This is a genomic window from Hymenobacter persicinus, from assembly GCF_004167665.1.
Lineage (GTDB): Bacteria > Bacteroidota > Bacteroidia > Cytophagales > Hymenobacteraceae > Hymenobacter > Hymenobacter persicinus.
This window is the reverse complement of sequence record NZ_SEWE01000002.1, coordinates 63,807-89,384: the sequence shown is the minus strand read 5'-3', so window position 1 is coordinate 89,384 and position 25,578 is coordinate 63,807. Positions and strand designations below refer to the sequence as shown.

The following is a 25,578-nucleotide window of genomic DNA, read 5'->3' as shown; positions in this document are numbered from 1 at the left end:
GCTGGGCAGCCGTATCCGGCCAGCCTTGCGGGCGAAGAATCTGCAAAGTCCCGGCTGCTGGCCGCGGCTTTGGTTTTAGCTAGTAGTTCAGTACCGGCCGGCTCGTACCCGCGTCCGGAGTCGTTAGTTCCGCCCTGCTTTCCCCGACACCTTTGCAAACTGCACGTTACGTTAATGGAAATCTATCGAGAGATTTTACCCGAAAGCTATCTGCTGATCCTGGTAGATGAGGCTTTGCCCACGGCGCCGTCCGAAACCGTGCTGCACCAGGCCCTGAGCCGGGCCGCCCGCAGCGGCAAGGGCAGCGTCTGGGTCGACTGCAGCAGCCTGCATCAGTTGCCCGCCCACGCCGCGGCCCTGCTCACGCGCTACGGCCGCAAGCTCAACCGCCAGGGCGTGAGCCTGATTCTGTGTCACCTGAGCGAGGCCGTGCGCAAGGAGCTGCTCACCCAAGACCCCGCCCTCGCCCCGCTGATTGTGCCCACTCTGCTCGATGCCCAGCAGTATTGTCAGCAGCGGATCAACCACGTCTGGGCACCGCAGCGGCTGGCGGGGTAAGCTAGGTACGCTAGCGGGGCTGCACCAGCACGCGCTGCTGACGGGGCCCGGCGGGCGTGGGCACCACCACCAAATCCCAGCCCGCGGGCTGGGTGCCGAGGTCGAGCAGCTGCTGCCCGGCGTCTTTAAGAACGTCCTGGCGCAGCACCAACCGGCCCAGCGCGTCGTAAACCTGCATCTGGGTGGCCGTCTGGCGCAAAGCAGCGTCCAGAGGCAGGCGGAAGCGGCCGTCGGTGCTGGGGTTAGGATACGCTCCCAGCGCGGCCTGGGGCTGGCTGGCCCGGGTCGGCAGCGGGGTGCCCACGTACTTGTGCAAGCCCCGGCTGCCGTTGGGGTCCCCATCGGCGTCGGGCTCAAACTGGGTGACCCAGCCGGCCGTGGGTGAGGCAAAGTCGGCGGCGTAACCGTGCAGAAACGTGGTTTCGAGGGCCGTCCAGGTCTGGCCATCGTCGGTGGAAATCACCGAGCCGCGGTTCAGCAGCGGGGCCGCGCTCAGGGAAAAGTAGGTGTTGGAGCCGCGTACCAGTTGCACGGCCATATCCCCGCGCAGGGGCCCGGAGTAGTTGACCACCGTCCAGGTCAGCCCGCCGTCGGTGGTGCGCAGCAGCAGGTTGTTGCGGTTGTAGGCGTACACGGCCAGGCCGTGCAGGTCGTCGCGGAAGGCCAGGCTGGCCAGGCCGTTGGGCTGGCCGGTGCTGCCCACGGTCCAGGTCAGGCCCCGGTCGGGGCTGCGCAGAACCCGGCCCAGGCTGGTGCTGATCCAGATGGTGTTGCCGCGGGCGTAGGTGGCCGCGAGGCCGTTTTCGTTGGGCAGCAAAGCCGGCAGCCGGGAGGCTGGCACCCGGGTCCAGGTGGTGCCGCCGTTGCTGCTGGTAAAGAGCCGGAAAGATGGGTCGCCGCCGTAGCCGCCCCCGCAGATGCCGGTGCTGCCATCAAAGAAGTGCACGAAGCTGGGCTGGGCGCCGTTGACCGGAAACTCGGCGGCCGTGGTCTGGGTCGTCCAGGTCAGGCCCCCGTCGGTGGTTTTGCGGATGCTGCCCTCCGCTGGTCCGCTGAAGTGGTTGGCTACCGCAATCCAGGCCGTGTTGGCGTCCAGAGCCGAGAGGTCCATGACCCCATTGCCCTGGCTGCCCGTGGGCACGGGTACGGTACTCACCCGCCAAGTGGCGCCCCCGTCGGCGGTGCGGGCCACCTGGGGCGGCGCGGCGCGGTAAAAGCGGAAGTTGGCCGCCGTCCAGGCCGTGTTGGCATCCAGGGCCGCAATTACCTCGGGCTCGTGGTCCTGGGAGGCAAAGCTGATGGGCTGCAGCACCCACTGGGCCCGGGCGGGGAGAGTAGTGGCGGCCAGCAGGCCCAGCAGCAATAACGAGTGACGCATAGCGCGCAGAAAGTAGCAGATAGTGAAACGGCCGGGCCGGCGGCCCCTCGTAAAGCTAGCAACGCGCCGGGCATTGCGCCCCGATTTTTTTTGCCGGCCGTTACTGGCCCCGGGGGCCGCGGGCCGGATTTTTGGTAGCTTGGCCCGGCCCGGAGCGGCCTATGCAGCGGGTAGCGCCGTATAGGCTTCCGAGCCAAAACCGCTGCCCGCCGCCGTCGATGTCGCCTTCCACCCGTTCCGTTCAATATTTCTTTTCCAGCCAGGATTTCTCCGATGGGGTGCGCATCACGCTGTCCATCCTGATTCCGTCCCTGCTCTTCGGCCAGCTTGGCTACCTCGAAACCGGCATCACGCTGTCCACTGGGGCCGTGTGCGTGAGCGTGGTCGACACGCCCGGGCCGGTGGCGCACAAGCGCAACGGCATGCTGATTACCTGCCTGTCGGTGTTTCTGGTGGCCGTGCTCACGGGCTTCGTGCGCAGCAGCGTGGTGCTGATGGGCCTGGAAGTGGTGGCGCTGAGCTTCGTCTTCACGATGCTGCTCGTGTACGGCAACCGCGCCTCGCTCGTGGGCACGGCCTCGCTGCTGATTATGATCCTGATGATGGACCGGCCCCTGACGCCGGCCCAGGTGCTGCCCTACAGCGGCCTGGTGCTGGCCGGCGGGCTCTGGTACATGGCCCTGGCCCTGATTTTCTACCGGGTGCGGCCCTACCGGCCTGCCCAGCAGGCGTTGGGGCAGTGCATTCACGCCATTTCGCAGTTTCTCGAAATCAAGGCCGAGTTCTACAGCGCCACTACCAACCTCGACGAAGACTACCGCCGCCTCGTGGCCCAGCAGGTGGTGGTGAGCGAAAAGCAGGACGCCGTGCGCGAGGTCTTGTTCAAGAGCCGGCAGATTGTAAACGAGTCGACCAGCGTGGGGCGGCGCATGGTGCTCACCTTCGTCGACGTGGTGGACCTCTACGAGCACATCACGGCCACCTACTACGACTATGCGGCGCTGCGCGAGCGGTACGGCCCCACCGGCGTGCTCGACGACGTGGCCCGCCTGATCCGGGACCTGGCCGTGGAGCTGGACCGCATCGGGCTGGCCATCCAGGCCAACCGGCCCTACCGTAGCCAAGCCGACCTGACCGGGCAGCTCGAACGCCTCAAGCAGCGCACCGACGCCGTGAGTGCCCGCCACCCCGAGGTCAGTAGCATCGTGCTCAAGAAAATCCTGGTGAACCTGCGCAACCTCACCCAGCGCGTGCGCGACATCCTCAACTACTTCGACCGGGCCGCCCTGGCCCCGGCCCGGGGCGGGGCCGCCGAGTACAATCAGTTCGTGTCGCACCAGGAAATCGAGGGCAAGGCCCTGCGCGACAACCTGACCTTCAACTCCTCGGTGTTTCGCCACTCCGTGCGCATGACGCTGGCTTGCTTGGTGGGCTACATCGTGTCGAAGTTTTTTCTGCACGGCCACCACGGCTACTGGATTCTGATGACGACCACCTACATGCTCAAGCCCGCCTTCAGCCTGACCAAGCAGCGCAACTACCAGCGTATCCTGGGTACGGTGGTGGGCGGAGTGATTGGGGTGGCCATTCTGCTGCTGGTAAAAGACAAGACGGCCCAGTTTGCCCTGCTGGTGGTGTTGATGGTGGTGGCCTACAGCTTCCAGCGCATCAACTACATCGTCACCGTGATTTCGCTCACGCCCTACCTGCTGATTCTGTTCAGCTTCCTGGGCCTGGGCTACCTCGACGTGGTGGAGGAGCGTATTCTGGATACCGTCATCGGCTGCATCATTGCGTTTATGGCCGGCTATCTGCTGTTTCCGCGCTGGGAGTCCGACCAGCTCCGTGACTTTATGCGTGCCGTGCTGCAAGCCAACGTGAGCTATCTGCAGAAGCTGGCCGACAGCCTGGCCGGTACCCCCATTCAGGCCACTGACTACCGCCTGACCCGCAAAACGGTCTACGTAAGCTCGGCCAACCTGGCGGCGGCGTTTCAGCGGATGCTGTCGGAGCCCAAGAGCAAGCAGCGCAACAGCGCCCAAGTGCACCAGTTCGTGGTGCTCAACCACATTCTGTCTTCCAACATTGCCACCATCACCTCGGCCGTGCTGGCCCAGCACCGACCCGCTTACCCGGCCGAGGGCATGCGGGCCGTGAAACAGGCCATGGCCGTGCTGAGCCGCAGCCAGAAGAAGCTCGAAGCCCCGGCCCCGCCCGCCCCCGCCGACACGGCCCTCATCGAGCCCGTGCAGCTCAAGAAAGCCGACCTCACCGCCGACGACCGGCTGCTGCTCGAACAGCTCGAATTCATCCAGAAAGTCAGCTCCGACATCGGCAAGGTAACCGAGGCAGTGCTGGCGTAAGGCCTGCGCCGCCTGCCCGGTTGGCCGCCCACCGCCCCTGGCTCTTTATGCCGCGAGTGTGCGCCGGGGCGGTGGGTGCTTACCTTTAGCGCCTGCCTGCTCCCAGGCAGCTAACGACCAGCCCAGGCCATGGTGAAGCTCGCTCCTTTGCAACCCGAACACGCCGCGCACTTCTACGCGTGGCTCCGTGACCCCGAGGTCATCGAGTATTCGCTCTCAGTGTTCCAACGCCTAAAAACCACGGAGCAGATTGACGAGTGGTTTGCCGCCACCCTGGTGCAGCCCAACACTCTGAACCTGGGCATCTATTGGGCGGAAACCAACAAGCTGATTGGCTACGCCGGCCTCACCGGCATTTCCACAGCAAACCAGTCGGCTGAATACTTCATTTTTATCGGCGAGAAAGCCGCCTGGGGCCAGGGCGTGGGGACGGCCGTCACGCAGCAAATCGTCGACCTGGGCTTCACCCGCCACCAGCTCAACCGGATTATGCTCACGGTTTCCGAATTGAACCCGGGCGGGGTGAAAGCCTATACCAAAGCGGGGTTCATCCTGGAAGGGCGACTCCGCCAGGCGGCATGCCGGCGCGGCGTGTTTCACGACAAGCTGGTGATGTCGGTACTGAAAGCCGAATGGCCGCCCCAAGGAGCCGCAGGCGCCTAAAACCGCTTGAGCAGGACCAACCCGGCATTTCGCGGGGCGTCACAGCTTTTTGTCGAAGCGCCCCTGCGTGACCTTAATCGTGTCGCAGCCAGGCTGGGCTAAGGTGAAGTCAATCGTGCCGGAAATGATGCCGGCATTAAGGTCCAGCCGAGTGATGGTGATGGTTCCCTTCGAATAGGTGTTGTTATCACTACTGTCGTAATTGTTGCATGGGACAGGCCTAAGCGCATCCGTAAAAAACGCTCCTGCTGTAGGAGAGAATTGATAAACGCCTGGCTTATCAATGTTAGTGCTACTCAAGATCAGGTATTGACTTTTGCCTGGTCTTGGGTATCGATAGGTGCGCACGTCCAAGCTTCCGCCTTTGAAGCCAGGATCATAGAGCACTGCATAATTACTGACGCCATTATAGCCGCTAGGCGTGTACGGCTGCCCATTGACCAGGCAGCCGAAGGTGTTGGCGCCGGTCTGCGTGGCGGGTGGCAACTGCTCGGCAGGGGTGGGGTCGTCTTTTTTGCACTTGCTGCACTGGGTGAGCAGCAGCAGGCCCGCGTAGAGGAATAAAGTGGGTTTCATAAGTAATGAAATGGGGTGGGATAGCAGGGGATGCGTCTGGCCGGTTAAAGCGGCAGCAGCACCAGAACGGTAGTACCCTGGGGGGAGCTGTTGATATCGACCTGCCCGCGCAGATAGGCGGCGCGGGCCTTTACCCCGCGCAGGCCGATGCCGGCCTCGGGCACGGCGGCCCCGAAGCCGCGGCCGTTGTCCTGCACCACGATTTCCAGGCGGTCATTCGAGGGCCGGACCCGCACCTGCACTTCGGTGGCGTGGGCGTGGCGGATGGCGTTGTTGAGCAGCTCGGCGGCAATGCGGTAGGTGGCCAGCTGCAGCGGGGCGGGCAGCTCATTCAGGCCCGGGTCGCAGCGAATGAGCACGGCGGGCGTGCCGTAGAGGTTGAACAGCTCGCCCAAAGCCTGCAGCGAATCGACCAGGCTGCCCAGGCCGGGCTGGGCTGGCAGCAGGGAGTGGCTCATCGAGCGGACGCTGTCGTAGAGGTGGCGCAGCAGCAGCTCACTCTGCCGGCCCACGGCCGCGGCGGCGGGCGTCGTGGCTAGGGCTTCCTGCAGGGCCGGCCCCTGCCAGGCCATGTTCAGGGCCACCAGGTTGGGGCCCAGCGCGTCGTGGAGCTCCCGGGCCAGCTGCTCGCGCTCCTCTTCCTGGGCCGCAATCAGGCGACTGCCGAGCAGGTTGCGCTGGCGCAGCTGGCGGGTGCGCAGCCGCTCGTTGTGGCGCAGGGTGTGGCGGAAGCGGCCGGTGAGCAGGGCGCTGAGCACCAGCAGCTCGCAAAACAGCCCCCAGGCTAGGGCGTTGGGGTAAATGGGGTTGAAGCTGGTCAGGCCGATGTGGTTGAGCCAGAACAAAGCAAAGCCCACGATGAAGAAGAAGTACGTGAGCAGGTAGTAGCCCGCCAGCCGCCGCCGCGGGCTCAGGATCAGCGCCAGCAGGGCCACCCAGCCGTAGCCGAACACCGTCAGCAGCAGCACTTCCCGGGCATCGTTGAGAATCTGCACCAGCAGCAGGCTGTTGTGGCGCACGGCCCAGGGATAGAGCCCGGCGTAGAGCACCACGAATCCCACGGCTAGGCCCGCCAGCCAGTTGCCGGTGCGGTGCAGGCGGGGCCAGCCCGCGCGCAGGCGCAGAAACAGCTGCATGATGCGGATGCCCGCCGCCGCCGCCAGCATCATCAGATTATATTGCCCAACCGACCAGAGCACCCGGTACAGGCCCGCGGGCAGCAGCATGGCATCCAGGCCGTCTTCCATCATCAGAAACAGGGTGATGCAGGCCACGTAGGTGACGTACCAGAGGTAGATTCGGTCGCGCAGAAAGGCGTAGAGCACCAGGCTGAAGAGCGCGCTGCCCAAGTAGAAGCCCAGCAACCACACCCAATATCGGTCGAAGGGGAAGTTCATTTCCCAGGCCAGAAAGTGCTCGGTGGTTTCGATGTAGGTGGGCAGGTACACCCCGCCCGTGTGCACCTCAATGCGCAGCAGCAGCACGGCTGTTTCGCCGGGCGCCAGGGCGAAGGGAAAACTCAGGGAGCGGGCCGGGAATTGCCGGTCGGCGGCCGGCACCCAGGAGCTGCCCGCGCCCAGGCGGGTAAACTTCGTTTCGCCGGTCCGGCGGCAGTACAGGGCGGCGCTGTCGGCAAAGTTGAAGATGCTCCACAGAAACCGCAGGCGCTCCGGGTCAGTGTTGCGCACCACCAGCCGCATCCAGACCCGCTCGTGCAGGATGCCCAGATTCAGGGTTTTGTGCCAGGGCCCGGGTTGGAGCTTGCCCGCCCGCCACAGGGCTTCCACTCGTTCGGGGTCGGGCGGGGTGCTGAAGGGCTCGGTGTAGTAGCGGTAAGCCTCCGAAATGTGGGGCCCCTTGGGGTCCTTGAGCAACAGCGTGTCGCGCACGATGTGGGGGGCCTCGGCGCCGCGGGCGGCGGGGCTGCCTAGCCAGCTGCCCAGCAGCAAAAGCAGTACCAGCAACCAGGGGGCCGCGGGCCGGGTCGCGTTGCTCGTCAGGTAAGGATAGGGAGTATGCAATGCCGATGGATTATAAACGGATACCTGATTTCTCGCCCACTCCGCCCCGCAGTACCACCAAACATAGGAATTATAATATTAAATACAGCCTCCTCTTTCCCGACGGGGAGGAGGAAAAGCGCCCGAAACAGCCAAGGTGAACCGTAGAACGACCTCCCCGGCCGCTGCCCAGCCTCAACGGTAGTATTGGTACAGATACCGGTAAAATACCGGCTTGCTGGAACGGGCATTGGTAGTTTCGCCAAGCAGCAGCCCTGTGGGCGAATACGAATAAACCGTGAAGGCCGAGCGGGTCGGGGAGGAGATGCCGGAGGTAACCAGTTGCTGGCCAATGAGCTGGTCGAGGGAGTTGTAGGTGTTGAGCACTTCCCGACTGGTGCCGGCCTGGGGCAGATTTTCCTGCTTGATCAGGCGGCGGCGGGCATCGTAGTGGGAGCGGCGCACCTCCAGCCGCCCCGATCCGCGGCGCAACGCCAGCAGCGCTTGGTGGGAACTAAGCAGCGGCACTACCGTTCCGGCCGCGCCCCCGGCTTCAGGCTGGGCCTTGGCGGCTTGGCCAAGGTCGAGCCGGCCGCTTTCGGTGAGCTGCCCGGCTTGATAAAGCAAGTAGTCGACCCGGGAGCCGGTGAGCTGCTTGTTCTGGTCGTAGAAGCCGGTCAGGCAGAGTACAGTGTCGGGGTGGGGCTGGAGCCGCAGGCTGCGTTGGTAATAGTCCAAGTACTGGTGGTTGCCCACCAGCAGGTTGTGGCCGACGGCCTCCGTGAGAAGCGTGTCGGCGTGCTGGTAGAGCTGCCTTTCACCCACCACGGTGCGGGTGCCATTGGGCTGGAGCACTTCCTGCTGCCCCCGACGCAAGCCCGGATGGTAGCTCGTGATGAAGGTGTAGGGTTGACTGGTCGCTGGCAGCACTACCAAGGCCGTGCAGTGGCCCTGGGCATTGTAGCTCCACTGCCGCCTAATCCGGCCGGGAGAAGTGCCCGCTTCCGTGGCGCGGCCCTGCTCGTTGAAGGCTTGGTATTCCAGCGTGTCCTGGACCTGGCCCCGCCCATCAAGGCGCACTTTTACCACGGAGCGCACCCGCTGCTGCACGTACTGGCGGCGGCGGGCTGAGTCCGGCTCTCCAATAATCAGGTCGTCGGCACTTTGCAGCGCAATAGGAATGCTGGGGCCAATGGTAATCCGGTTGGAGCGGGACTGCAGCCCCGACTGGGCCGGTCCGTAGCTCCGGATGGGCTGGCGAAACTGGCTGGGGTAGGTGTTCTGGGGGTAGGGATTCTGGGCCCGACCCGCTGGGGGGGATAGCAGCAGTGCAAGCAACAGACAGGATAGGTAGCGGAACACGGCGAAGCTAATTGGATAGAAAGGAGGCAGAAGATAAGACCTAAGGCGCGAAAACTCCAAAAGCAAACAGGTCCCGCCGGATGCGGCGGGACCTGTTGGGTAATCCGGGCTTACTTGGCCGCGGGGCTGTCGGGGTGGAGGGTGCGGCCCAGCCACTCGAAAAACACCCGCTGCCAGAGCACGGCATTCTGGGGCTTCTGAATCCAGTGGCCCTCGTTGGGGAAGTACAGGAAGCGGCTCGGAATGCCGCGCAGCTGGGCCGAGCCGAAGGCTTCCATGCCCTGGCCTTCGGGCACCCGGAAGTCCTTGCCGCCGTGGATGACCAGAATCGGGGTGTCCCACTTGCCCACGAACAGCTGGGGGCTGAACTGGGTGTAGCTTTTGTGCTGGGGCACGTCCCAGGGCGCCCCGCCGATGTCGTGCTTGGCGAAGAACATTTCCTCGGTGCTCGGGTCCCAGCTGGTCAGGTCAAACAGGCCGGCGTGGGCAATGAAAGTTTTGAAGCGGCCCTCGTGGTGGCCGGCCAGGTAATACACCGAGTAACCGCCGTAGGAAGCGCCCACGCAGCCGCGGCGGTCCTTGTCCACGTAGCTTTCCTTGCTCACGTCATCGATGGCGGAGAGGTAGTCGCGGATAGGCTGGCCGCCCCAGTCGCCGCTGATGCTGTTGTTCCACTCGGTGCCGAAGCCGGGCAGGCCGCGGCGGTTGGGCGCCACCACAATGTAGCCGTTGGCGGCCATCAGCTGGAAGTTCCAGCGGTAGCTCCAGCTCTGGGTAATCGGGCTCTGCGGGCCGCCCTGGCAGTACAGCAGGGTCGGGTACTTCTTGGCCGGGTCGAAGCCGGGCGGGTAGATGACGTAGACCTGCATCTGCTTGCCGTCGGTGGTGGTCACGCGGCGGTCTTCCACTTTGCCCATCGTCACCCCGGCCAGGTCGTCTTTGTTGAGGGTGGTGAGCGGCGTTTCCTTGCCGGTTTTCAGGTCGAGGCGCACCAGGTCGGCGGGGCTGCCGATGGTGGTTTTGTTGGCAATGGCGGTGGTGGCGTCGGCCAGCTCGAAAGAGTTGTAGTTCTGGGCGCCGCTCGTCAGCTGCCGCATCTTGCCGCCCTTGCTCGGAATCGAAAACAGCTGGTCGGTGCCCTGCACCACGCCGGTGAAGAAGATGGCCTTGCCGTCGGGGCTCCAGCGGATGTTGCCCGCGGCCTGCTCCGAGCCCGCGGTGATGTCCGCACGCTTCTTGGTCTTGAAGTCGTACACCACGATGCCGTTGCGGTCCGACTCGAAGCCGGGTGTAGCCATGCTCAGCCAGGCCACCTTAGTGCCGTCGGGAGAGAAGGCAGGCTCCGTGTCGTAGCCCTCGAGGCCCAGGCTCAGGTTCTCGGTTTTGCCGTCGCGCAGGTTGTAGAGGTAGATGTCGGAGTTGGTGCTTTCGGCCTCGGCCTTGCCGGTGAGCTTGCGCGAGGTGTAGGCCACCGAATAGCCGTCGGGCGAAAAGGCGAGCTGCTCGGAGCCGGCCAGGGGCTGCAGGGGCGCGTCAAACTTCTCCCCGGCCATGGCGTCCTTGCCGTAGCCGGTGGGCTTGCCGTCGGCCCCGATGGGCTGGAAGAACACGTGGGTGGCCTTGAAATCGTCCCAGACGTTCCAGTGCCGGTAGTTCAAGTCGTCGATAATCTTGGCGTCAGCCTTGGGCAGGTCGGGGTACCAGTCCTTGATTTCCTTGCCGGTCTTCACGTCCTGGGTGTACAGGATGAAGTTACCCTTGGGCGCGTACTTCAGGTTACTCAGGCCCTCGTCGGGAAAGGCGCTGAGCTGCTGTTTGCCCGTGCCGTCGGCGTTCATCACGTAGAGCTGGTCGGTGCCGCCTTCCCCGGAAATAAAGGTCAGCTTGCCGTCGGGGCGCCAATTAATCGTGTTTTCCGAGCCGGGCGTGGTCGTCAGTTGCCGCACCGCGCCGCCGGCCACGGGCACGGTAAAGATGTCGGTGTTGCCCTTGTTGTCGGTGAGCGAGTAGCGGGTCACGGTAAAGGCCACGGTCCGGTGGTCGGGCGAAACCTGCATTTCGCCCAGGCGGCCGAGCTGCCAGAGCTTTTCGGGCGTCAGCACGCTTTGCTGGGCTCCGGCGGCCAGTGGCAAAGCCAGCAGCGCAGTCAGAATGGATTTATTCATCAGGAGAAGAAGGAGGGAAGGAATTGGAAGGGAAAGGTAAGACTGGTTTTTGGTGATTGGTTTATGGCTTTTGAACATTCCGGAAGCCATAAACCAAAAACCACCCACCAAAAACCATCCTATCTTGCGCGCATGCCCGATTTTCGTCAGCGCGTATTTCAGTCGGTGGCCCGTCACCTGAGCTTTACCAAGGCCGCCCAGGAGCTCTACATCACCCAGCCCGCCGTGACCAAGCACATCCGGGAGCTGGAGCGGCTCTACGGGCAGCGCCTGTTTGAGCGCCGCGGCAACCGCGTCAGCCTCACCACCGCCGGCGGGCTGCTGCTGGCCCACGCCGACGCCGTGGAGAGCCTGCACCGGCAGCTTACCGAGCAGCTCCACACCCTACACGATGAGGCCGCGGGCCGCCTGCGTCTGGGGGCCAGCACCACCCTGGCCCAGTACCTGATTCCGCCCATTCTGCCCAGCTTCCAGCAGCGCTACCCCCATGTCGAGCTGACGTTGCTCAACGCCAACTCCGAGCAGGTAGCCGAGGCCCTGCTGCGGGGCCACATCGACCTGGGCTTCGTGGAGGGGCAGGTAAAAAGCCGGGATTTGCACTACGAGTTGCTGCTCCACGACGAGCTGCTGGCCGTGCGCCGGGCCACGCCCACCGGTCCGCCCGCCGAGCCCCTGCCCCTGGCCGAAGTGCTGCGGCACCCGCTGGTGCTGCGGGAGCGGGGTTCGGGCACGCTGGAAGTGCTGGAGTTTGCCCTGCGCGCCCACCACATCAAGCTCGCCGAGCTAAAAGTGGCCTTTTACCTCGACAACACCGAAGCCATCAAGGCCTACCTGGAGGCGGCCCCCGACTGCGTCGGGTTCGTCTCGAAGCGGGCCCTGACCAAGGAGGTAGCCGCCGGGGAGCTGGAAATCATTCCGGTGCGGGAACTCCACCTGCCCCGGCGCTTCGAAGCCGTCTGGGTACAGGGCCAGCCCCTGTCGGCCCAGGCCCAGCGCTTCCTCGCCCACGCCCACCGGAGCCTTAGCGGGGAAGTGGTGAGTTAATTAGTGCTTTCCTAAGTACCAGAACGACAACTCACGAAAGCACCAACTCACTAATTCACAGATTACCTCAGGTAATAAGCTATTCGTATTTTTGATTATCGACCGGGGTGGGGGAGCCGTACTTTTGGGGTAGCCTTTGCCACCCGCCATGAAGCTTGCCCACCCATCCCGCCCTGTTGCCTCTTCCCGTATTTTCCCCGACGCTGCTGCCCTGCGGCAGTGGTCTTTTCCGCTCTTCGGCCGGCGCCTGACGCTGCCGATGCTGGTATTCGGGTTGGCCCTGCTGCTGTGCCTGACGCCCTGGGGCTCCCCGCCGCTAGCCCTGGCCCTGGGGCTGGTGGTGGCGCTAATCTTCGGCAACCCCTTTCCGGCGCAAAGCCGGCAGTACACGAGCAAGCTGCTGCAGTACTCGGTGGTCGGGCTGGGCTTCGGCATGAACGCGCAGCAGGCCCTGCAGGCCGGCCGGGAAGGAATCTTGTTCACCGTGGCCTCCATCTTCGGCACGTTGGTGCTGGGCTTTCTGGTGGGCCGCTGGCTGAAAATTGACCGTAAAACCGCCCACCTGATTTCCTGCGGCACCGCCATCTGCGGGGGCAGCGCCATTGCGGCGGTGGGGCCAGTAGTGAAGGCTGAAGAGTCGCAGATGTCGGTGGCCCTGGGCACGGTGTTCGTGCTCAACTCGGTGGCCCTGTTCCTGTTTCCGGCCGTGGGCCACTGGCTGCAGATGACCCAGAACCAGTTCGGCCTCTGGTGCGCCATTGCCATCCACGACACCAGCTCGGTGGTAGGCGCCGCCAGCCACTACGGCGACCAGGCCCTGCAGATTGCCACCACCGTAAAACTGGCCCGCGCCCTCTGGATTATTCCGGTGAGCCTGGGCACGGCTCTGCTCTTCAAAACGCCCGGCACCAAGCTCAAGCTGCCTTACTTCATTCTGGGCTTCGTGGGGGCCATGCTGCTCAATACCTACGTGCCGGCCCTGCACCCGCTGGCCCCGTTTATCGTGACCGTGGCCAAGCTCGGTCTCACCGTCACGCTGTTTCTGATCGGGGCGGGGCTGTCGGCCCGGGTACTGCGCTCGGTGGGCGTACGGCCCTTCGTGCAGGGCGTGCTGCTGTGGGCCGTCATTTCCACGGTTTCGCTGTGGGTGATCCTGCACGCGGTAGCCTAAGCCCGGACTTAAACGCTGCCCAGACCTGAAATTGCAAAAGCGGGCCGGCTTCCTGGGAGGAGGCCGGCCCGCTTTTTTGGATACTCGGTAGGTTACTTGTCGGCTTTCTTGCGGCCGGAGCCGCTTTTCTTGCCGCCGCCGTCCTGCTTGTTGACGGTGGCCCAGGCGCGGCTTTCGGCTTCATCGGCCGAGACGCCGCGCTTTTCGTAGCTCTCTTCAATATGTTCAGCCTGCCGCTTCTGCTTGTCGGTGTAGGCCGATTTATCTCCCTGGGGCATGGTGCAAGAATGGTTTAGGTGAAACAAAACTGCGTTACGAGGGCTTACGCGGGAGCCAGCCGGGTGTTATGTCGAGCTTGCCGGCGGCGGGCTGGTAGCGGCCGCCTGCCTATCTTCGCCCCGTCAATTTCGCCAACCTTTGCCGCCATGCGCCAACTCGCCGATATTCCCCACCCCGACGCCAAAATCACGCTCTTTTCCTGGAACGGCAAGTACCTCATCAAGCTCGAAAAAGGCCAGCTCGAGCAAACCTACAAGGTGAGCGAGATGGACGTGACCAGTGAGGACGACGTGCGCACGTTGCTCGACGCCGAGTTTATTGCTGCCGCCGTGCAGCGCTTCCAGCAGATGCGCCACGACCTGCAGGCCGCTTTCGACCGCCACGACCTGTAGAGTGGCGGACTAGTGAATTTGTGAGCTTTTAATTTTTCGAATCCTATGAAATTCTACGTTGCTGTTCTGTTGATTTTCTGCTCCTGTTGCACGGCCGTGCAGGCCCAGCTCTACGACGCGCGCACGACCAGCGTCAACTTCGAGAAAAAGGAGCGCGACGCGGTGAAGGTGCAGGTCGAAGGCACCGCCGCCTGGACGCGGGATTTCTGGCAGTCGTGGCTCAAGGATACCTACAACATTCGCCTCAAGGGTGGGGGCGTGCTTGGGCTGGGCAAGAGCGACCTGCTCGTGGCCAAGCAGACGCCGGCCTCCAGCGTGTCGGGCAAGCTCATCGACCTGTATTCCACCGTCACCTCGCCCACCGACTCTACCTCCGAACTGTCGGTGTGGGCCGCTTTCGGCGCCGACACTTTCCTGAGCCCCGACAAGAACGCCACCGAGTTTGCGGCCCTGCGCACCATCACCCAGAGCTTTGCCTCGGCTGCCCGCCTCAAGGCCTACCGGGAGCAGATTGCCGAGGCCGAAAAGCAGCTCAAGGAAGCCGAGAAGGAAAAGGAGAAGCTGGAAAAGGACCGCACCAGCCTCCAGACCAACACCACCAGCAACCTGGCGAAAATCGAGGCCCTCAAGCAGCAGAACATCAGCAACACGCTTAAAGCCCGCGAAGACTCCGTTAAGCTCATCGGCAATGCCCAGCAGATGGACCTGCGCAAGCTCCAGCTCCAGCGCAAGCGTGACCGAATGACGGCCCTGGAACGTAAGTAGGCGGGCCGGCTGGCTTCGTCAAGTTCTCCGCTTAGCTCCCAATGGAAAAAGATCCTTCCCCCCTCGATACCCTGCGTCAGCTCAAAGAATGGCTCGACGCGGGCACCATCACCCCCGAAGAGTTTACCACGCTCAAACAAAAGCTCCTTTTCAGCGAGTCGGCCCCTGTTGCGCCGCCGCCGATGGAAATGCCCCCGCCGCTGACGGCCAGCGCCCCGGTGGAGGAGCCCCTGCTGCCGCCCATCGTGTCCCATCCGCCGCCGCCATCCGTGCCGCCCATCGTGCCCCCGAGCGCGCCGGCCCCGCCGGCCGATCCATTTAGCCGGCCCATCGAGTCGGGGCGGCCAGGGGCTTCGCCCAGCGCGGAAGACGTTTACGACGCCGAGCCGCTGCCGCCGGTGGAAGCGGAAGAGGTCGATATGCCCTACGTGGCCCCGGCCCGCAACCCGCTGATGACTGTGCTTATCATCGGCGGCATCGTGGCGCTGCTGGCCCTGGTGGCCTACCTGATGCTGGGCAACCGGGAGTCGGAACACCTGAGCAGTACCAGCCAGACCGAGGCCGACAGCGTGCAGGTAGAGCCTGAAACCGGCCCCCAGGCCGAGCAGATTGACCTGCCACCCGCCCCGGCGCCCGAAACGATTCGGGTGGCGCCGCCCGTCGTGTCCCCGGCAGCGGCCCCGGATTCGGCCCGCACGGCTCCCGCCACTTCCCCCGCTGATGCGCCGCCCGCCGAAACTCCCGCCGACGACAGCGCCGCCCGCACCCGGATTGAGGGCGTGCTGTCGGCTTACTACGAGGATTTGAAAGCGGCTCCGTTTAGCGCAGCCCAGTATTTTGCGCCCACCGTGGAGCGGTTCTACACGATGCAGAATACCACGCCGGCCGCCATCAACGAAGAGCTGACCAAAAGCCATTTCCCGGAGTTTCTGGAGGCCGAAACTCAGATTGAGCCCGGCAGCCTGCAGGTTAGTGCCCCCGTCAACGACGGCTCCCGCGTGGTCACGTTCCTGGAAAAAAGCAGCGCCCTGCGGCAGTCGTTGCAAAAGCACCAGCAAACTCGCGCCCAGGTCCGCGTCCGGTTCGACCGCAACTTCAAAATCAAGTACCTGCGGCAGGAACGACTGCTGGAAAATACCTTCACGGAGTAGTCACCAGCTGGTTAGCCCAAACGAAATAGCTCCCGCCAACCCGGCGTGAGCTATTTTTGTGTTCTAACTAGTCGTCATGCTTACTACTTCTGTATTTCTGCGGACTGCGGCGCTGGGTGTGCTGCTGACCGGCAGCACCGCGCTGAGTTCCTGCACCACCCTTATCAAGCCCGGCAAGCAGTTTACGGCCTACCAGCCCGCCCTGGCTCCCGACTATTCCCTGCCCGCCAGCTGGGCCGCCCTGCCCAGCCGCCGCGACTCCGCCGACGTAGTGCCGCGCCACACGGCCTTGCGCGACGAGCAGCAGACGGCCCGGGCCGACGTGTTCTACGTGCATCCCACCACCTTTTTCAAGCGCGAAGCTTGGAATGCCGACCTGACCGATGAGCGCCTGAATCGGTTCACCGACGGCAGCGTGATTCGCAAGCAGGCGGGCGTGTTCAACTCCGCCGGCCGCATTTTCGCGCCCCGCTACCGGCAGGCTACGCTTTACTCCTTCTTCGACGAGCAGAGCGACAACGGCCGCCGCGCTCTCGACCTGGCCTACGGCGACGTGAAGGCCGCTTTTCAGTATTACCTAGCCCACTACAACCAGGGCCGGCCTATTATCATTGCCAGCCACAGCCAGGGCACTTTCCACGCCACGCGCCTGCTGCACGAGTTTTTCGATACCAACCCCAAGCTGCGCCAACAGCTGGTGGTAGCTTACCTGATAGGCTTCAAAGTCAAAACCGACGAGTATCAGGCCGTGCGTCCCTGCGCCGACTCCACCCAGACGGGCTGCTACGTGACCTGGAACGCGGTGGAGTGGGGCAATGAGTATCCGCCCTTCGCCGGGGGCGTGGCCACTAATCCGCTCACTTGGAAGCTGGACACCATGACGGCTTCCAGCGCATTAAACCACGGTGGCGTACCCATCGGCTTCGACCGAATCGATACGGCCGTGGTCGACGCTAAAGTGCACAATGGCCTGCTCTGGATTCACCCGCCCAAACCCCTGGGCTACCCGCGCTTTCTGCTGCCCGGCCAGCCCCAGCTCCGTCACTCCTTCCACATTGCCGACTACGGCCTGTTTTATATGAACCTGCGCCAGAACGCCGAGGCGCGGGTGCGGGCCTGGTATTCAGTGAGCAAATAAATCGGCTTCAAACTGCTTGCGAAAGTGCGGCACTGCAATACTAGGATTACGGTTGTTAAACGCTTCAACTGACCGCCAGAAGGCATCCTCGTCAAAGCCGACAAAATCCTGCACGGAGGCCAAAGCCAGATTGTGCAGCAAATAAGCCACAGGACCAGCGTGTCGGCCGATGCGGATTGCTCTAGCCTCTTCAGCGTCCGTCAGCGCAACGGGCGCACATCTGATACCGACTAGAAAATTATATAGAATGCCTCGGTAAGCGGCTTTGCGCAAGTTTTCCATCTGATAAGTATAACACAAAAAAAGCCCCGCCGGCAGAATGCCAGCGGGGCATTTTGTTTGCTTTCGGGCTTAGAGGCCGGAATGGGCTTTCAGGATCTGGCGGGCTTGCGCCAGGTTCGTATCCCGGGCGTTAACGGCCAGGTACACGAACTTCGAACCGTCGGGGGAGAGTTTGAGCAGGTGCAGCTGGTCCGTCAGCGTGAGCAGGATGTCCTGTACCGTCTGGTTAAGCTTCAGGGCCTGGATGGCTTTCAGCTTGGCCTTTACCACTTCCGTGTTGTAGGCGGCGGCAGTTTCGATGTCGAAATCAGCAATGTTAGCGTGCGAGGCCAGCGGCATGCCGGTTTCGGTTTCTACTACGGCTACGGCGAGCAACGTGGGGAGTTCGGCAAGGATATCCTGAACGGTTTGTTTGGGGCTGGTGGCCATACAAGGGGAAAACTAGGGGGTAGTTGAAAAAATGAAAACAGGAGAGGAGAATCAGGCCGTATGCCGGCGCATGATTTCTTTGGCAATGCCCAGGTTCACGTCGGCAGTGCGTACGGCCAGGAAGCAGTACCATTTGCCGGCATTCATTGGGCGCAGATGATGAAGCTGGTCTTCCAGCATGACGGACACGTCCGTCAGGGGGCCGCCCACCCAAGCGTTGCTGGCCAGGGCTTGATCCATGGTGCGCAGCAGCTTGGCATGGCGCAGGCTGATCTGGTTGGGATTGTAGTCGCTGCTGACGGTGTAAAACGCCAGCACCTGCCCGGAGGAAATATCGACCACGCAAGTCATTAGCAGGTCCGGGAGCTCGGCCAGCAGTCCTTCCAGTACCTTCTGCGCCTGCTTTCCCGTTTCATCGGCCACCGCTACGGTGATTTTCTTGAGTTGCAGTCGATTGAAAAATGGGAATTTCATTCAGGAATAAGGAAACCAAAAGACGTCCGGTCGACGCTGCGGATGGGCCTGGGACAACGCTAGGCAGCCCCATGCGCAGCAGGAAAACTAGATAGAGAGTAGAAGCGGCCTGGATTCAGGCCTGTTGGTTGGTAGGGTACCCTAAGCAAGGCTTACCCGGCTGGGACCTGCTCACGAACGAATGCTGCCGCCAAGCTTGCATCGTTCGGAAGCAGGAAGCCTACAGGGCTAAAACAGGCGCCAGTGACGCTTCTTTGTTTTGGCGGGGGCGTCGGTGCGGGGCAGCAGCGTCACGTTCTGCGTGCTGCGGCCTTTCACCTGGATTTCTTCCTCGCTGTAGCCTCCGTAGCCGTACTGCAGGCGCGAAGTCTGGTTGGCGGGCACGAGCAGGGTGTAGGCGCCCTGAGCGTTGGTGCTGATGCCCCGGCCGCTTACCTTATCAATCACGGTGGCACCAACTAGCGGATGGCCGTTTTCATCCAGAATCCGACCTTTGATAACGGACATGGTGCTGGCCGCGGTGGCAGCCGTTCCGCTGGCTTCTGCCGACGCTACCACATTGTCATTAGTAAGGGTGGTGGGAGACGTAGCCGGCAAATCGGTGGGCAAGGTTGCGGGACGGCTGTTGCCCGCCAGCAGAGCTCCGCTGAGCAGGGAACCTACGAGAATGATGGAACCAGCGCGGCGGCGAAAACGCACGGGCTCGGTACGCATGAGGTGAAATTGCTGTTGGATCCAGCCAACGGGCTTAACGTTGTCACCCTTGGTTTGCATGGCGTAGAAGCGCTGCAGGGTTTCGTCGCCCTGGGCCGGGTTGGCTTTCAGGTAAGCATCAACGAGCTCGGCGTTTTTGAGGGTTAAGTCGCCTCGCAGGTAGGCATCCCGATAACTGGGAAGCAATTCGCCAGTTGTCGGGTGAAATGGGTATGCGGTTAGTGCCATCAGATAGGATGATGTTGAAACAGGTGGTAGAAAAGTAAGGGCGGCAGGCGCCATGAACGCGCCAAGCTGTAAACTTATACGTAAGAGTTCATGAAAATATTCATAATTCGATAAAATAGAATAAAACCGACCATGAACCAGCCTAATCACGCGGTGAATAAGTTGGTTTTCCCATTCTTGGAGGGGTTTTACTGAGCGGTTACTACCAGGATTAGTATCGAAGTAGCTTATATATTGCATTTAGCATAGATGATATAGTGGGCTCATCGGTAATCAGCGCTATTGAGGCTTGTCATGATCTAAGCTGCAAGCTCCAGTCGATAATTATTGTAAATATTCCGGATAACGAGAATAGTAATCCATTATGCCTAATCCCAAAATGGGAATGGTACTTAATAAATATATAGCAATCATATTTTACTAGTTATTATACGGTTGAGCTCAGGCCATTATTAGGAATGTTTTATTTGTTTCCACTATTTTTCAGGCTTCACCTTATGATCTTGTGACGAAGAGAGCAACTACGCGCTGAAGTATCAGGAGCTACCTAGTTTCTATTGCCATTCATAGTCCGCACCGATTACTACCTGCCAGTAGAGCTTGGGGAAGGGGCACAAAAAAGCCCCGCCGGCACGATGCTAGCGGGGCTTTTTTGTACTTTTAAACTTAAAGCTTAGGCACCGATAGCCACGCGCTTGAAGTCGGTTACGGTCATGCCTTTCGACGTTTTGTCGAGCAGCTGAGCGATGGTCATAGAGCCGTCCTTCACAAACTCCTGGTTCAGCAGGGTGTTCTCCTTGTAGAACTTGTTGAGTTTGCCCTGAGCAATCTTCTCCAGCATGGCTTCGGGCTTGCCTTCGGCACGCGCCTGCTCTTTGCCGATTTCGATTTCGCGCTCAGCCGTAGCAGCGTCCACACCGTCTTTGTCAACGGCAACGGGCTTCATGGCTACGATTTGCATGGCGACGTCGCGGCCAACGGCAGTAATGTCAGCGCCACCCACGTTCTTCAGGCCCACGAGTACGCCTTTCTTGCTGTCGGAGTGGATGTAGGAAGCTACTTTCTCGGCGCTCAGCGTGGCGTAGGTCAAGTCCAGCTTCTCGCCGATTTTGCCCATCAGGTCGGTGATGTGCTCCTGAATGGTCAGGCCATCTTCTTCCTTCGTAGCGAGCAGATCTTCTTTGGTCGCGGCGTTGGTGCGCACGGCGGCGTCCAGGATGCGCTGCACCAGCTCGCGGAAGTTGGCAACCTTGGCTACCGATTCCGTTTCGCAGGCCAGGGCAACCAGTTTGCCCGAGGTGGAGTCGTCGTTGAGGGCTACGGCCACGAAACCTTCCGAGGTTTCGTTTTCAGCGCGCTTGTCGGCGATTTTCTGACCCTGCTTGCGCAGGATGTCGCGGGCGGCTTCGAAGTCACCATCGGCTTCGGTCAGGGCTTTTTTGCAATCCATCATGCCCGCGCCAGTCATGGTGCGGAGCTTGTTCACGTCTGCGGCAGTAATTGCGGCCATTCTAGTGAGATTAGGAGTGGGGGTGTTGATGAGTTATTAGTTGTTAGTTGTCCGTGGTTAGTTGTTCGTAATCGTTGAATTAACCGACAACAAACAATGGACAACTAACAACTGACAATAGAAAAGGGGAACACCGGAGCCGAGTGCTTCGCATGTTCCCCTCTTCTCGCTACCTGACGGGCTTATTCGTCAGCAGCTTGTTTTTCCTTGATGCCTTCGTCTTCCGACTGCTTCTTGTCAGCTTCGTCCTTGTCGACTTTGCGCTCGGACAGGCCATCTTCGATAGCCTTGCTGATAACGCCAACAATCAGTTGAATCGACTTCGAGGCGTCGTCGTTAGCGGGGATTGGGAAGTCAACCAGCTCGGGGTTGGAGTTGGTGTCAACCATGGCAAATACCGGAATGCCCAATTTCTGAGCTTCTTTCACGGCAATGTGCTCACGCTTCACGTCGATTACGAACAGGGCAGCGGGCAGGCGGCTCAGGTCGGCAATGCCGCCCAGTACGCGCTCCAGTTTCTCCCGCTCGCGCGACATCATCAGCCGCTCACGCTTGGCAAGTGCTGCGTACGCCGTGTTTTCCTTCACCATCTTGTCGATGGTGCTCATTTTCTTCAGCGACTTGCGAACCGTGGCGAAGTTGGTGAGCATGCCCCCCAGCCACCGGTCGGTGACGAAAGGCATTTTCAGCCGCTTGGCCTCTTCCGTCACAATTTCCTGGGCCTGCTTCTTGGTGGCTACGAACAGGATTTTCCGACCGCTCTTGGCGATGTTGCGGATAGCCTGCGAAGCCTGCTCAAGCGAGACCAGGGTTTTGTTCAGGTCAATGATGTGGATGCCGTTCTTCTCCATGAAGATGTACGGCGCCATTTTCGGATCCCACTTGCGCGTAAGGTGACCAAAATGGGCACCCGCGTCGAGCAGGTCTTTATAGGTGGTGGACTGAGCCATGATGTATTTCCTCTGGGATTAGCGTTTCGAGAACTGGAACGAGCGACGGGCCTTGCGCTTGCCGAACTTCTTGCGTTCAACCATGCGGGGGTCGCGCGTCATGAAGCCTTCTTTCTTCAGGGCCGGGCGGCTTTCGCCGTCCTGCTCAACCAAAGCTTTCGAAATAGCCAGACGGATAGCTTCGGCCTGAGCCGAGATACCGCCGCCGCTTACGTTCACTTTGATGTCGTACTGCCCGAGTTTCTCGAGCGTAGCGAAAGGCTGGTTCACGATGTTTTCCAGGAGCTCGTTACCGAAGTACGATTTCATGTCCCGGTTGTTGATAGTGATATTCCCTTGCCCGGCCTGCATGTAGATGCGGGCCACCGAGGTTTTTCTTCTACCAGAGGTGTTGAGGATGTCCATTTAATGAAACGAATTGGGGAAAAAAGAGAAGCCGGCGAAGGCTTACAGGTTCGTCAGATCAACCGATTTCGGCTGCTGGGCTTCGTGCGGGTGCTCGGCACCTTCGTACACGAACAGGCTGCGGAACTGCTCCCGACCGAGACGGTTGTGGGGCAGCATGCCACGTACGGCGTGCTCGATTACGCGGATCGAGGATTTCTCCATCACTTCGCGCATCGATTTACGCTTCTGGCCACCTGGGTAGCCGGAGTGCGATACGTAGATTTTTTCGGTCATCTTTTTACCGGTCACGCGCAGTTTGTCGGCGTTGATAACGATAACCGAATCGCCGCAATCAGAGTTGGGCGTGAACGAGGGCTTGTGCTTGCCGCGCAGAATGTTGGCAATTTGGCTGGACACGCGGCCCAGGGTATTGTCACCAGCATCAATTACGACCCAGCCCTTGTTGGCGTTGGCTTTGTTGACGGATACCGTCTTGAAGCTCAGATGATCCATTGGGGAGTTGAGTAAGCGTTTGAAAATGAGATAGAACCCGGCAAGGGTTCGGGAAAAACGGACACAAAGTTACCCTTTTGGCGGGCAAATGCAAACCGGGATTCAATAATTGTTTCTGAAAGAGTGCCTTACTGACCCTGGCAGGGCGCTAAGGCACTCTGCGAAGCAAGCCTCCGCCTCCGCTATAGCGGCGCTGAGCGCAGGACTTTTTCCGCTTTGCAGGATTACGGCTACAACCAAGTCTCTGCCCGCACCTGCCCGTAGAATATGGGCGGGGGCGGGCGGCTAGCTGTACTGCCGCAGCGTATCGACGAGCACCCGGAAATCCTTGGGGTAGGGTGCTTCAACCACGATTTCCCGGCCGTTGAGACCCGTAAAAATCAGCTTGGCGGCGTGCAGGGCGAAGCGCTTGATGAAGGGCTGCTCTTCCTCGCCCTCCTTCACGTTGAACTTCTTTTTCAACGACGACAGGTAGAAATCTTCGCCCCCGTACATGGCGTCGCCCACGATGGGCGCCTGAAGATACATCAGGTGCAGGCGGATCTGGTGCATCCGGCCCGTGACCGGTACGCACTGCACCAGCGTGTGACGGGCAAAGGCTTCGAGGGTGGTGAAGTAGGTTTCGGCCGGCTTGCCCTTATACGCCAGGCGGGCTTTGCCCTTGGTCGTGGTTTCGATGCTGCGGTCTACCAACTGATTGTCGAAGCGGTGCACGCCCCAGACCACGGCGTGGTAGAGTTTTTTCACCTCCCGGTTTTCAAACTGCATGGACAGGTGGCGGTAGGCCTCCGAGTTCTTGGCCAGGGCCAGGGCGCCGGACGTTTCCTTGTCGAGGCGGTGGCAGGCCTGGGCGTCGTCGGTGTACTGCCGGGCCATGCGCAGAATGTTGGGCGCGTTGCCGAACCGCTCGTCGAGCGTGGCCAGAAACGGGGGTTTGTTGATGACGATGAAGTCGTCGTCTTCAAACAGAATAAGGTCTTGGAAATCGGGAAGCTTCATAGAGGCCGCAAAGGTACGGCGAAGACTTGGGAAGCCTACGCCCCGGCCTCGGCCCCCGGCGCTGAGGCGTCGGGGCCGGGCTTGCGGGGCTTAGGCAGCTTAAATTCAAGCGTGGTGCCCAGCCCGGCCTCGCTGCGCACGCGGATAGTCGACTTGTGGGCTTCCACGATGTGCTTGCTGATGGCCAGGCCCAGGCCCGAGCCCCCGGAGTCGCGGGAGCGGCTCTTGTCGATGCGGTAAAACCGCTCGAAGATGCGGCTCTGGTGCTGCTTGGCAATGCCGGCCCCGTCGTCGCGCACCGACACCTTGACGCTTTTGCTGTTTTCCACCAGGCTCACCACCACGTGTCCGTCTTCCTTGCCATATTTCACGGCGTTATCGATCAGGTTGATAAGCACCTGCCGGATGCGGTTGCGGTCGGCCAGCACGCGCACTGGCTCGGTGGCCAACGAAGGTGGAAACAGCTCCAGCGACACCCGGCGCTGGGCAGCTTTCTGCTCGAGCTGCTCGAAGATTTCGCGCACCAGCTGGGCCAGGTCAAACGCCTGCCGCCGCATGCGCACCACGCCCTTTTCGAGCTGGGAAATGGTAACCAGGTCCTGGACCAGCGCATCCAGCGCGTCGAGGGCAGTAGCAGCCTTGTTCAGGAACTTGTGGCGCAGAAATTCGTCGTCCACGTCCCCGTCGAGGACGGTGTGCAAAAAGCCCTGGGCGGCGAAAATCGGCGTTTTCAGCTCATGCGACACGTCGGCCAGGAACTCCCGGCGCAGGGCCTGCAGGCGCTTGAGCTCGTCGATTTCCTGCTGTTTGCGCTCGGCCATCTGCAGGATTTCGTCGCGCATGCGCTTAAGTGGCTCGGGCCGGAACAGAAACTTGTTCGACAGGCGCCGGAACTCCTTGCGCTTCACGTTTTCCAGGCCGGCGTAGATGTTGTTGATTTCCCGGAAGATCAGGGCTTCAAAGGCCAGGTAAACGAGCAGAAAGCAGGCTGCCACGGTGATGCCCGCGGCCAGGGCGCCGTCTTCCAGCGTCAGGGTAGGGGCAATCCAAGCCAGCGTGGTCAGCACTCCGGCCACCAGGAACGCAATCAGAATGGCAATGGTACGGGAGGAAGCAAACACGCCGAAAGCAGCCAAGGTGAGCTATAAAAATACGTCTGTGAGCGGGCCGCTATTCCCGCTCACAGACGCCTGACCCTAAAAGCCAGGGGGCAGTTAGTCGCTGTTAAACTTGTAGCCGACGCCCTTGATGGTCTGGATGTGGTGGTCGCCGACTTTCTCGCGCACCTTGCGCACGTGCACGTCCACGGTGCGAGCCAGCACGAATACGTCGTTACCCCAGATGTTCTGCAGCAGCTCGTCGCGCCCGAACACCTTGTGCGGGGCGGCGGCCAGAAAGGCCAGCAGCTCAAACTCTTTCTTGGGCAGGCTGATCTTGCGGCCCTCCTGATACACGGCAAATCCAGTCCGGTCGATGGTCAGCCCGTTGATTTCGATGGTTTCCGACACGGCCTGCGGGTCTTTGTCGCGGCGCACGAAGGCGGCCAGGCGGCTGAGTAGGGCCCGGGGCTTGATGGGCTTGGCGATGAAGTCGTCGGCGCCGGCCTCGAAGGCCGCCACTTCGGAGAATTCCTCGGCCCGGGCGGTAAGGAAGATGATGTAGGTATCCTTGAACTTAGGCTGTTCGCGCAACTGCCGGCAGGTGTCGATGCCGTCGAGGTGGGACATCATCACGTCGAGCAGCACGATGTCGGGGGCAAAGGCGGGCGCTACTTCCAGGGCTTTGCGGCCGTCGGGGGCGCTGGCCACGGTATAGCCTTCCTTGCGCAGGTTATATTCCAGCAGCTCCACGATATCCGGGTCATCATCCACGACGAGAATCTTGTAGGGATGGGAGGAGGCGTTTGGGTGCACGGGTCGAGGGGTTTGGGGGTAAAAGAAGATGCGCGAAGACAAAAATACCGCCTGCCGGACGGCGGGGCGTGTTACCTTTTTGTGAACTGAGGCCGCCACCGCTGCGGCCAGGCGGGAGCGGCGGGTGGTGGCAGGCAACGTGGAGCGGCGGTCGGACATGCAGTATGGGCATAA

26 protein-coding genes are annotated in these 25,578 nt (G+C 61.6%); 9 read left to right on the top strand and 17 right to left on the bottom strand.

Annotation, left to right across the window (positions count from 1 at the left end; all coding sequences use genetic code 11):
- The first annotated feature begins 174 nt into the window (after positions 1-174).
- Complete coding sequence (locus EWM57_RS01055) at positions 175-558, top strand: STAS domain-containing protein (protein ID WP_129919279.1); 384 nt, start codon at positions 175-177, stop codon at positions 556-558.
- A gap of 10 nt (positions 559-568) precedes the next feature.
- On the opposite strand, the gene EWM57_RS01050 is transcribed toward EWM57_RS01055, so the two are convergent.
- Positions 569-1,936, bottom strand: a complete 1,368-nt coding sequence (locus EWM57_RS01050; protein WP_129919278.1) for a hypothetical protein — start codon at positions 1,934-1,936, stop codon at positions 569-571.
- 218 nt (positions 1,937-2,154) lie between these two features.
- Between EWM57_RS01050 and EWM57_RS01045 the strand changes: the two genes are divergently transcribed.
- Positions 2,155-4,299, top strand: coding sequence for an FUSC family membrane protein (locus EWM57_RS01045; RefSeq protein ID WP_129919277.1), 2,145 nt, complete (start codon positions 2,155-2,157; stop codon positions 4,297-4,299).
- Between the two features lie 129 nt (positions 4,300-4,428).
- Complete coding sequence (locus EWM57_RS01040; protein WP_129919276.1) at positions 4,429-4,962, top strand: GNAT family N-acetyltransferase; 534 nt, start codon at positions 4,429-4,431, stop codon at positions 4,960-4,962.
- 39 nt (positions 4,963-5,001) lie between these two features.
- On the opposite strand, the gene EWM57_RS01035 is transcribed toward EWM57_RS01040, so the two are convergent.
- The 4 genes from EWM57_RS01035 to EWM57_RS01020 all read right to left on the bottom strand — a co-directional run bounded on the left by EWM57_RS01035 (position 5,002) and on the right by EWM57_RS01020 (position 11,065).
- Positions 5,002-5,538 carry a hypothetical protein gene (locus EWM57_RS01035; protein ID WP_129919275.1) on the bottom strand — a complete coding sequence of 179 codons (537 nt, stop codon included), beginning with the start codon at positions 5,536-5,538 and terminating at the stop codon, positions 5,002-5,004.
- 44 nt (positions 5,539-5,582) lie between these two features.
- Entirely contained in the window at positions 5,583-7,559 is a 1,977-nt protein-coding gene (locus EWM57_RS01030; RefSeq protein ID WP_129919274.1) for a sensor histidine kinase, read from the bottom strand.
- A gap of 174 nt (positions 7,560-7,733) precedes the next feature.
- The gene (locus EWM57_RS01025) at positions 7,734-8,876 is read right to left on the bottom strand and encodes a hypothetical protein (RefSeq protein ID WP_129919273.1); all 1,143 of its coding nucleotides are present in this window, start codon (positions 8,874-8,876) and stop codon (positions 7,734-7,736) included.
- Positions 8,877-9,010: 134 nt separating this feature from the next.
- The gene (locus EWM57_RS01020; RefSeq protein WP_165370371.1) at positions 9,011-11,065 is read right to left on the bottom strand and encodes a S9 family peptidase; all 2,055 of its coding nucleotides are present in this window, start codon (positions 11,063-11,065) and stop codon (positions 9,011-9,013) included.
- Between the two features lie 132 nt (positions 11,066-11,197).
- On the opposite strand from EWM57_RS01020, the gene EWM57_RS01015 reads away from it, so the two are divergent.
- On the top strand, positions 11,198-12,109 hold the full coding sequence (locus EWM57_RS01015) for a LysR substrate-binding domain-containing protein (RefSeq protein WP_129919272.1): 912 nt from the start codon (positions 11,198-11,200) through the stop codon (positions 12,107-12,109).
- A gap of 148 nt (positions 12,110-12,257) precedes the next feature.
- A complete protein-coding gene (locus EWM57_RS01010) occupies positions 12,258-13,280 on the top strand; it encodes a YeiH family protein (protein WP_129919271.1) in 1,023 nt (340 codons plus the stop codon).
- Positions 13,281-13,372: 92 nt separating this feature from the next.
- Here the strand turns inward: EWM57_RS01010 and EWM57_RS01005 are convergent, their stop codons facing one another.
- Positions 13,373-13,558 carry a hypothetical protein gene (locus EWM57_RS01005; RefSeq protein WP_129919270.1) on the bottom strand — a complete coding sequence of 62 codons (186 nt, stop codon included), beginning with the start codon at positions 13,556-13,558 and terminating at the stop codon, positions 13,373-13,375.
- 147 nt (positions 13,559-13,705) lie between these two features.
- On the opposite strand from EWM57_RS01005, the gene EWM57_RS01000 reads away from it, so the two are divergent.
- The 4 genes from EWM57_RS01000 (at position 13,706) to EWM57_RS00985 (ending at position 17,005) form a co-directional block, all read left to right on the top strand.
- Complete coding sequence (locus tag EWM57_RS01000; protein ID WP_129919269.1) at positions 13,706-13,951, top strand: hypothetical protein; 246 nt, start codon at positions 13,706-13,708, stop codon at positions 13,949-13,951.
- Positions 13,952-13,996: 45 nt separating this feature from the next.
- Entirely contained in the window at positions 13,997-14,716 is a 720-nt protein-coding gene (locus tag EWM57_RS00995) for a hypothetical protein (RefSeq protein ID WP_129919268.1), read from the top strand.
- 41 nt (positions 14,717-14,757) lie between these two features.
- Positions 14,758-15,867 (top strand): SHOCT domain-containing protein, encoded by a 1,110-nt coding sequence (locus EWM57_RS00990; RefSeq protein ID WP_129919267.1) that lies wholly within the window; start codon positions 14,758-14,760, stop codon positions 15,865-15,867.
- A gap of 76 nt (positions 15,868-15,943) precedes the next feature.
- On the top strand, positions 15,944-17,005 hold the full coding sequence (locus EWM57_RS00985; RefSeq protein WP_129919266.1) for a DUF3089 domain-containing protein: 1,062 nt from the start codon (positions 15,944-15,946) through the stop codon (positions 17,003-17,005).
- Here EWM57_RS00985 and EWM57_RS00980 read toward each other — a convergent pair.
- From EWM57_RS00980 to EWM57_RS00930, 11 genes are all read right to left on the bottom strand, one after another.
- Complete coding sequence (locus EWM57_RS00980; RefSeq protein WP_129919265.1) at positions 16,991-17,287, bottom strand: hypothetical protein; 297 nt, start codon at positions 17,285-17,287, stop codon at positions 16,991-16,993. The genes EWM57_RS00985 and EWM57_RS00980 overlap by 15 nt on opposite strands.
- Before the next feature lie 69 nt (positions 17,288-17,356).
- Positions 17,357-17,716 carry a hypothetical protein gene (locus EWM57_RS00975; RefSeq protein WP_129919264.1) on the bottom strand — a complete coding sequence of 120 codons (360 nt, stop codon included), beginning with the start codon at positions 17,714-17,716 and terminating at the stop codon, positions 17,357-17,359.
- 51 nt (positions 17,717-17,767) lie between these two features.
- The gene (locus tag EWM57_RS00970; RefSeq protein WP_129919263.1) at positions 17,768-18,190 is read right to left on the bottom strand and encodes a roadblock/LC7 domain-containing protein; all 423 of its coding nucleotides are present in this window, start codon (positions 18,188-18,190) and stop codon (positions 17,768-17,770) included.
- Positions 18,191-18,418: 228 nt separating this feature from the next.
- A complete protein-coding gene (locus EWM57_RS00965; RefSeq protein ID WP_165370370.1) occupies positions 18,419-19,090 on the bottom strand; it encodes a carboxypeptidase-like regulatory domain-containing protein in 672 nt (223 codons plus the stop codon).
- Between the two features lie 715 nt (positions 19,091-19,805).
- Positions 19,806-20,642 carry a translation elongation factor Ts gene (gene tsf, locus EWM57_RS00960; protein WP_129919261.1) on the bottom strand — a complete coding sequence of 279 codons (837 nt, stop codon included), beginning with the start codon at positions 20,640-20,642 and terminating at the stop codon, positions 19,806-19,808.
- A 182-nt stretch (positions 20,643-20,824) separates the two neighbouring features.
- Entirely contained in the window at positions 20,825-21,592 is a 768-nt protein-coding gene (gene rpsB / locus EWM57_RS00955) for a 30S ribosomal protein S2 (protein WP_129919260.1), read from the bottom strand.
- 18 nt (positions 21,593-21,610) lie between these two features.
- A complete protein-coding gene (gene rpsI, locus EWM57_RS00950; RefSeq protein ID WP_129919259.1) occupies positions 21,611-21,997 on the bottom strand; it encodes a 30S ribosomal protein S9 in 387 nt (128 codons plus the stop codon).
- Positions 21,998-22,039: 42 nt separating this feature from the next.
- Positions 22,040-22,492 carry a 50S ribosomal protein L13 gene (gene rplM, locus EWM57_RS00945; protein ID WP_129919258.1) on the bottom strand — a complete coding sequence of 151 codons (453 nt, stop codon included), beginning with the start codon at positions 22,490-22,492 and terminating at the stop codon, positions 22,040-22,042.
- Positions 22,493-22,777: 285 nt separating this feature from the next.
- Positions 22,778-23,491: an RluA family pseudouridine synthase gene (locus EWM57_RS00940; RefSeq protein ID WP_129919257.1), complete on the bottom strand. Its 714-nt coding sequence runs from the start codon at positions 23,489-23,491 to the stop codon at positions 22,778-22,780.
- A 35-nt stretch (positions 23,492-23,526) separates the two neighbouring features.
- Positions 23,527-24,612 (bottom strand): sensor histidine kinase, encoded by a 1,086-nt coding sequence (locus EWM57_RS00935; RefSeq protein WP_129919256.1) that lies wholly within the window; start codon positions 24,610-24,612, stop codon positions 23,527-23,529.
- A 93-nt stretch (positions 24,613-24,705) separates the two neighbouring features.
- Entirely contained in the window at positions 24,706-25,563 is an 858-nt protein-coding gene (locus tag EWM57_RS00930) for a response regulator transcription factor (protein ID WP_129919255.1), read from the bottom strand.
- Between the last annotated feature and the right edge of the window lie 15 nt (positions 25,564-25,578).

Excerpts from the sequence above, each read along its gene's own strand:
- EWM57_RS00930 (WP_129919255.1), bottom strand. The coding sequence starts at position 25,563 with ATGTCCGACCGCCGCTCCACGTTGCCTGCCACCACCCGCCGCTCCCGC.
- EWM57_RS01050 (WP_129919278.1), bottom strand. The coding sequence starts at position 1,936 with ATGCGTCACTCGTTATTGCTGCTGGGCCTGCTGGCCGCCACTACTCTC.
- EWM57_RS00985 (WP_129919266.1), top strand. The coding sequence starts at position 15,944 with ATGCTTACTACTTCTGTATTTCTGCGGACTGCGGCGCTGGGTGTGCTG.
- tsf (WP_129919261.1), bottom strand. The coding sequence starts at position 20,642 with ATGGCCGCAATTACTGCCGCAGACGTGAACAAGCTCCGCACCATGACT.
- EWM57_RS01010 (WP_129919271.1), top strand. The coding sequence starts at position 12,258 with ATGAAGCTTGCCCACCCATCCCGCCCTGTTGCCTCTTCCCGTATTTTC.
- rpsI (WP_129919259.1), bottom strand. The coding sequence starts at position 21,997 with ATGGACATCCTCAACACCTCTGGTAGAAGAAAAACCTCGGTGGCCCGC.
- rpsB (WP_129919260.1), bottom strand. The coding sequence starts at position 21,592 with ATGGCTCAGTCCACCACCTATAAAGACCTGCTCGACGCGGGTGCCCAT.
- EWM57_RS01045 (WP_129919277.1), top strand. The coding sequence starts at position 2,155 with ATGTCGCCTTCCACCCGTTCCGTTCAATATTTCTTTTCCAGCCAGGAT.
- rplM (WP_129919258.1), bottom strand. The coding sequence starts at position 22,492 with ATGGATCATCTGAGCTTCAAGACGGTATCCGTCAACAAAGCCAACGCC.
- EWM57_RS00990 (WP_129919267.1), top strand. The coding sequence starts at position 14,758 with ATGGAAAAAGATCCTTCCCCCCTCGATACCCTGCGTCAGCTCAAAGAA.
- EWM57_RS00975 (WP_129919264.1), bottom strand. The coding sequence starts at position 17,716 with ATGGCCACCAGCCCCAAACAAACCGTTCAGGATATCCTTGCCGAACTC.
- EWM57_RS00940 (WP_129919257.1), bottom strand. The coding sequence starts at position 23,491 with ATGAAGCTTCCCGATTTCCAAGACCTTATTCTGTTTGAAGACGACGAC.
- EWM57_RS01055 (WP_129919279.1), top strand. The coding sequence starts at position 175 with ATGGAAATCTATCGAGAGATTTTACCCGAAAGCTATCTGCTGATCCTG.
- EWM57_RS00980 (WP_129919265.1), bottom strand. The coding sequence starts at position 17,287 with ATGGAAAACTTGCGCAAAGCCGCTTACCGAGGCATTCTATATAATTTT.
- EWM57_RS01020 (WP_165370371.1), bottom strand. The coding sequence starts at position 11,065 with ATGAATAAATCCATTCTGACTGCGCTGCTGGCTTTGCCACTGGCCGCC.
- EWM57_RS00970 (WP_129919263.1), bottom strand. The coding sequence starts at position 18,190 with ATGAAATTCCCATTTTTCAATCGACTGCAACTCAAGAAAATCACCGTA.
- EWM57_RS01040 (WP_129919276.1), top strand. The coding sequence starts at position 4,429 with ATGGTGAAGCTCGCTCCTTTGCAACCCGAACACGCCGCGCACTTCTAC.
- EWM57_RS01005 (WP_129919270.1), bottom strand. The coding sequence starts at position 13,558 with ATGCCCCAGGGAGATAAATCGGCCTACACCGACAAGCAGAAGCGGCAG.
- EWM57_RS01015 (WP_129919272.1), top strand. The coding sequence starts at position 11,198 with ATGCCCGATTTTCGTCAGCGCGTATTTCAGTCGGTGGCCCGTCACCTG.
- EWM57_RS01000 (WP_129919269.1), top strand. The coding sequence starts at position 13,706 with ATGCGCCAACTCGCCGATATTCCCCACCCCGACGCCAAAATCACGCTC.
- EWM57_RS00995 (WP_129919268.1), top strand. The coding sequence starts at position 13,997 with ATGAAATTCTACGTTGCTGTTCTGTTGATTTTCTGCTCCTGTTGCACG.
- EWM57_RS01035 (WP_129919275.1), bottom strand. The coding sequence starts at position 5,538 with ATGAAACCCACTTTATTCCTCTACGCGGGCCTGCTGCTGCTCACCCAG.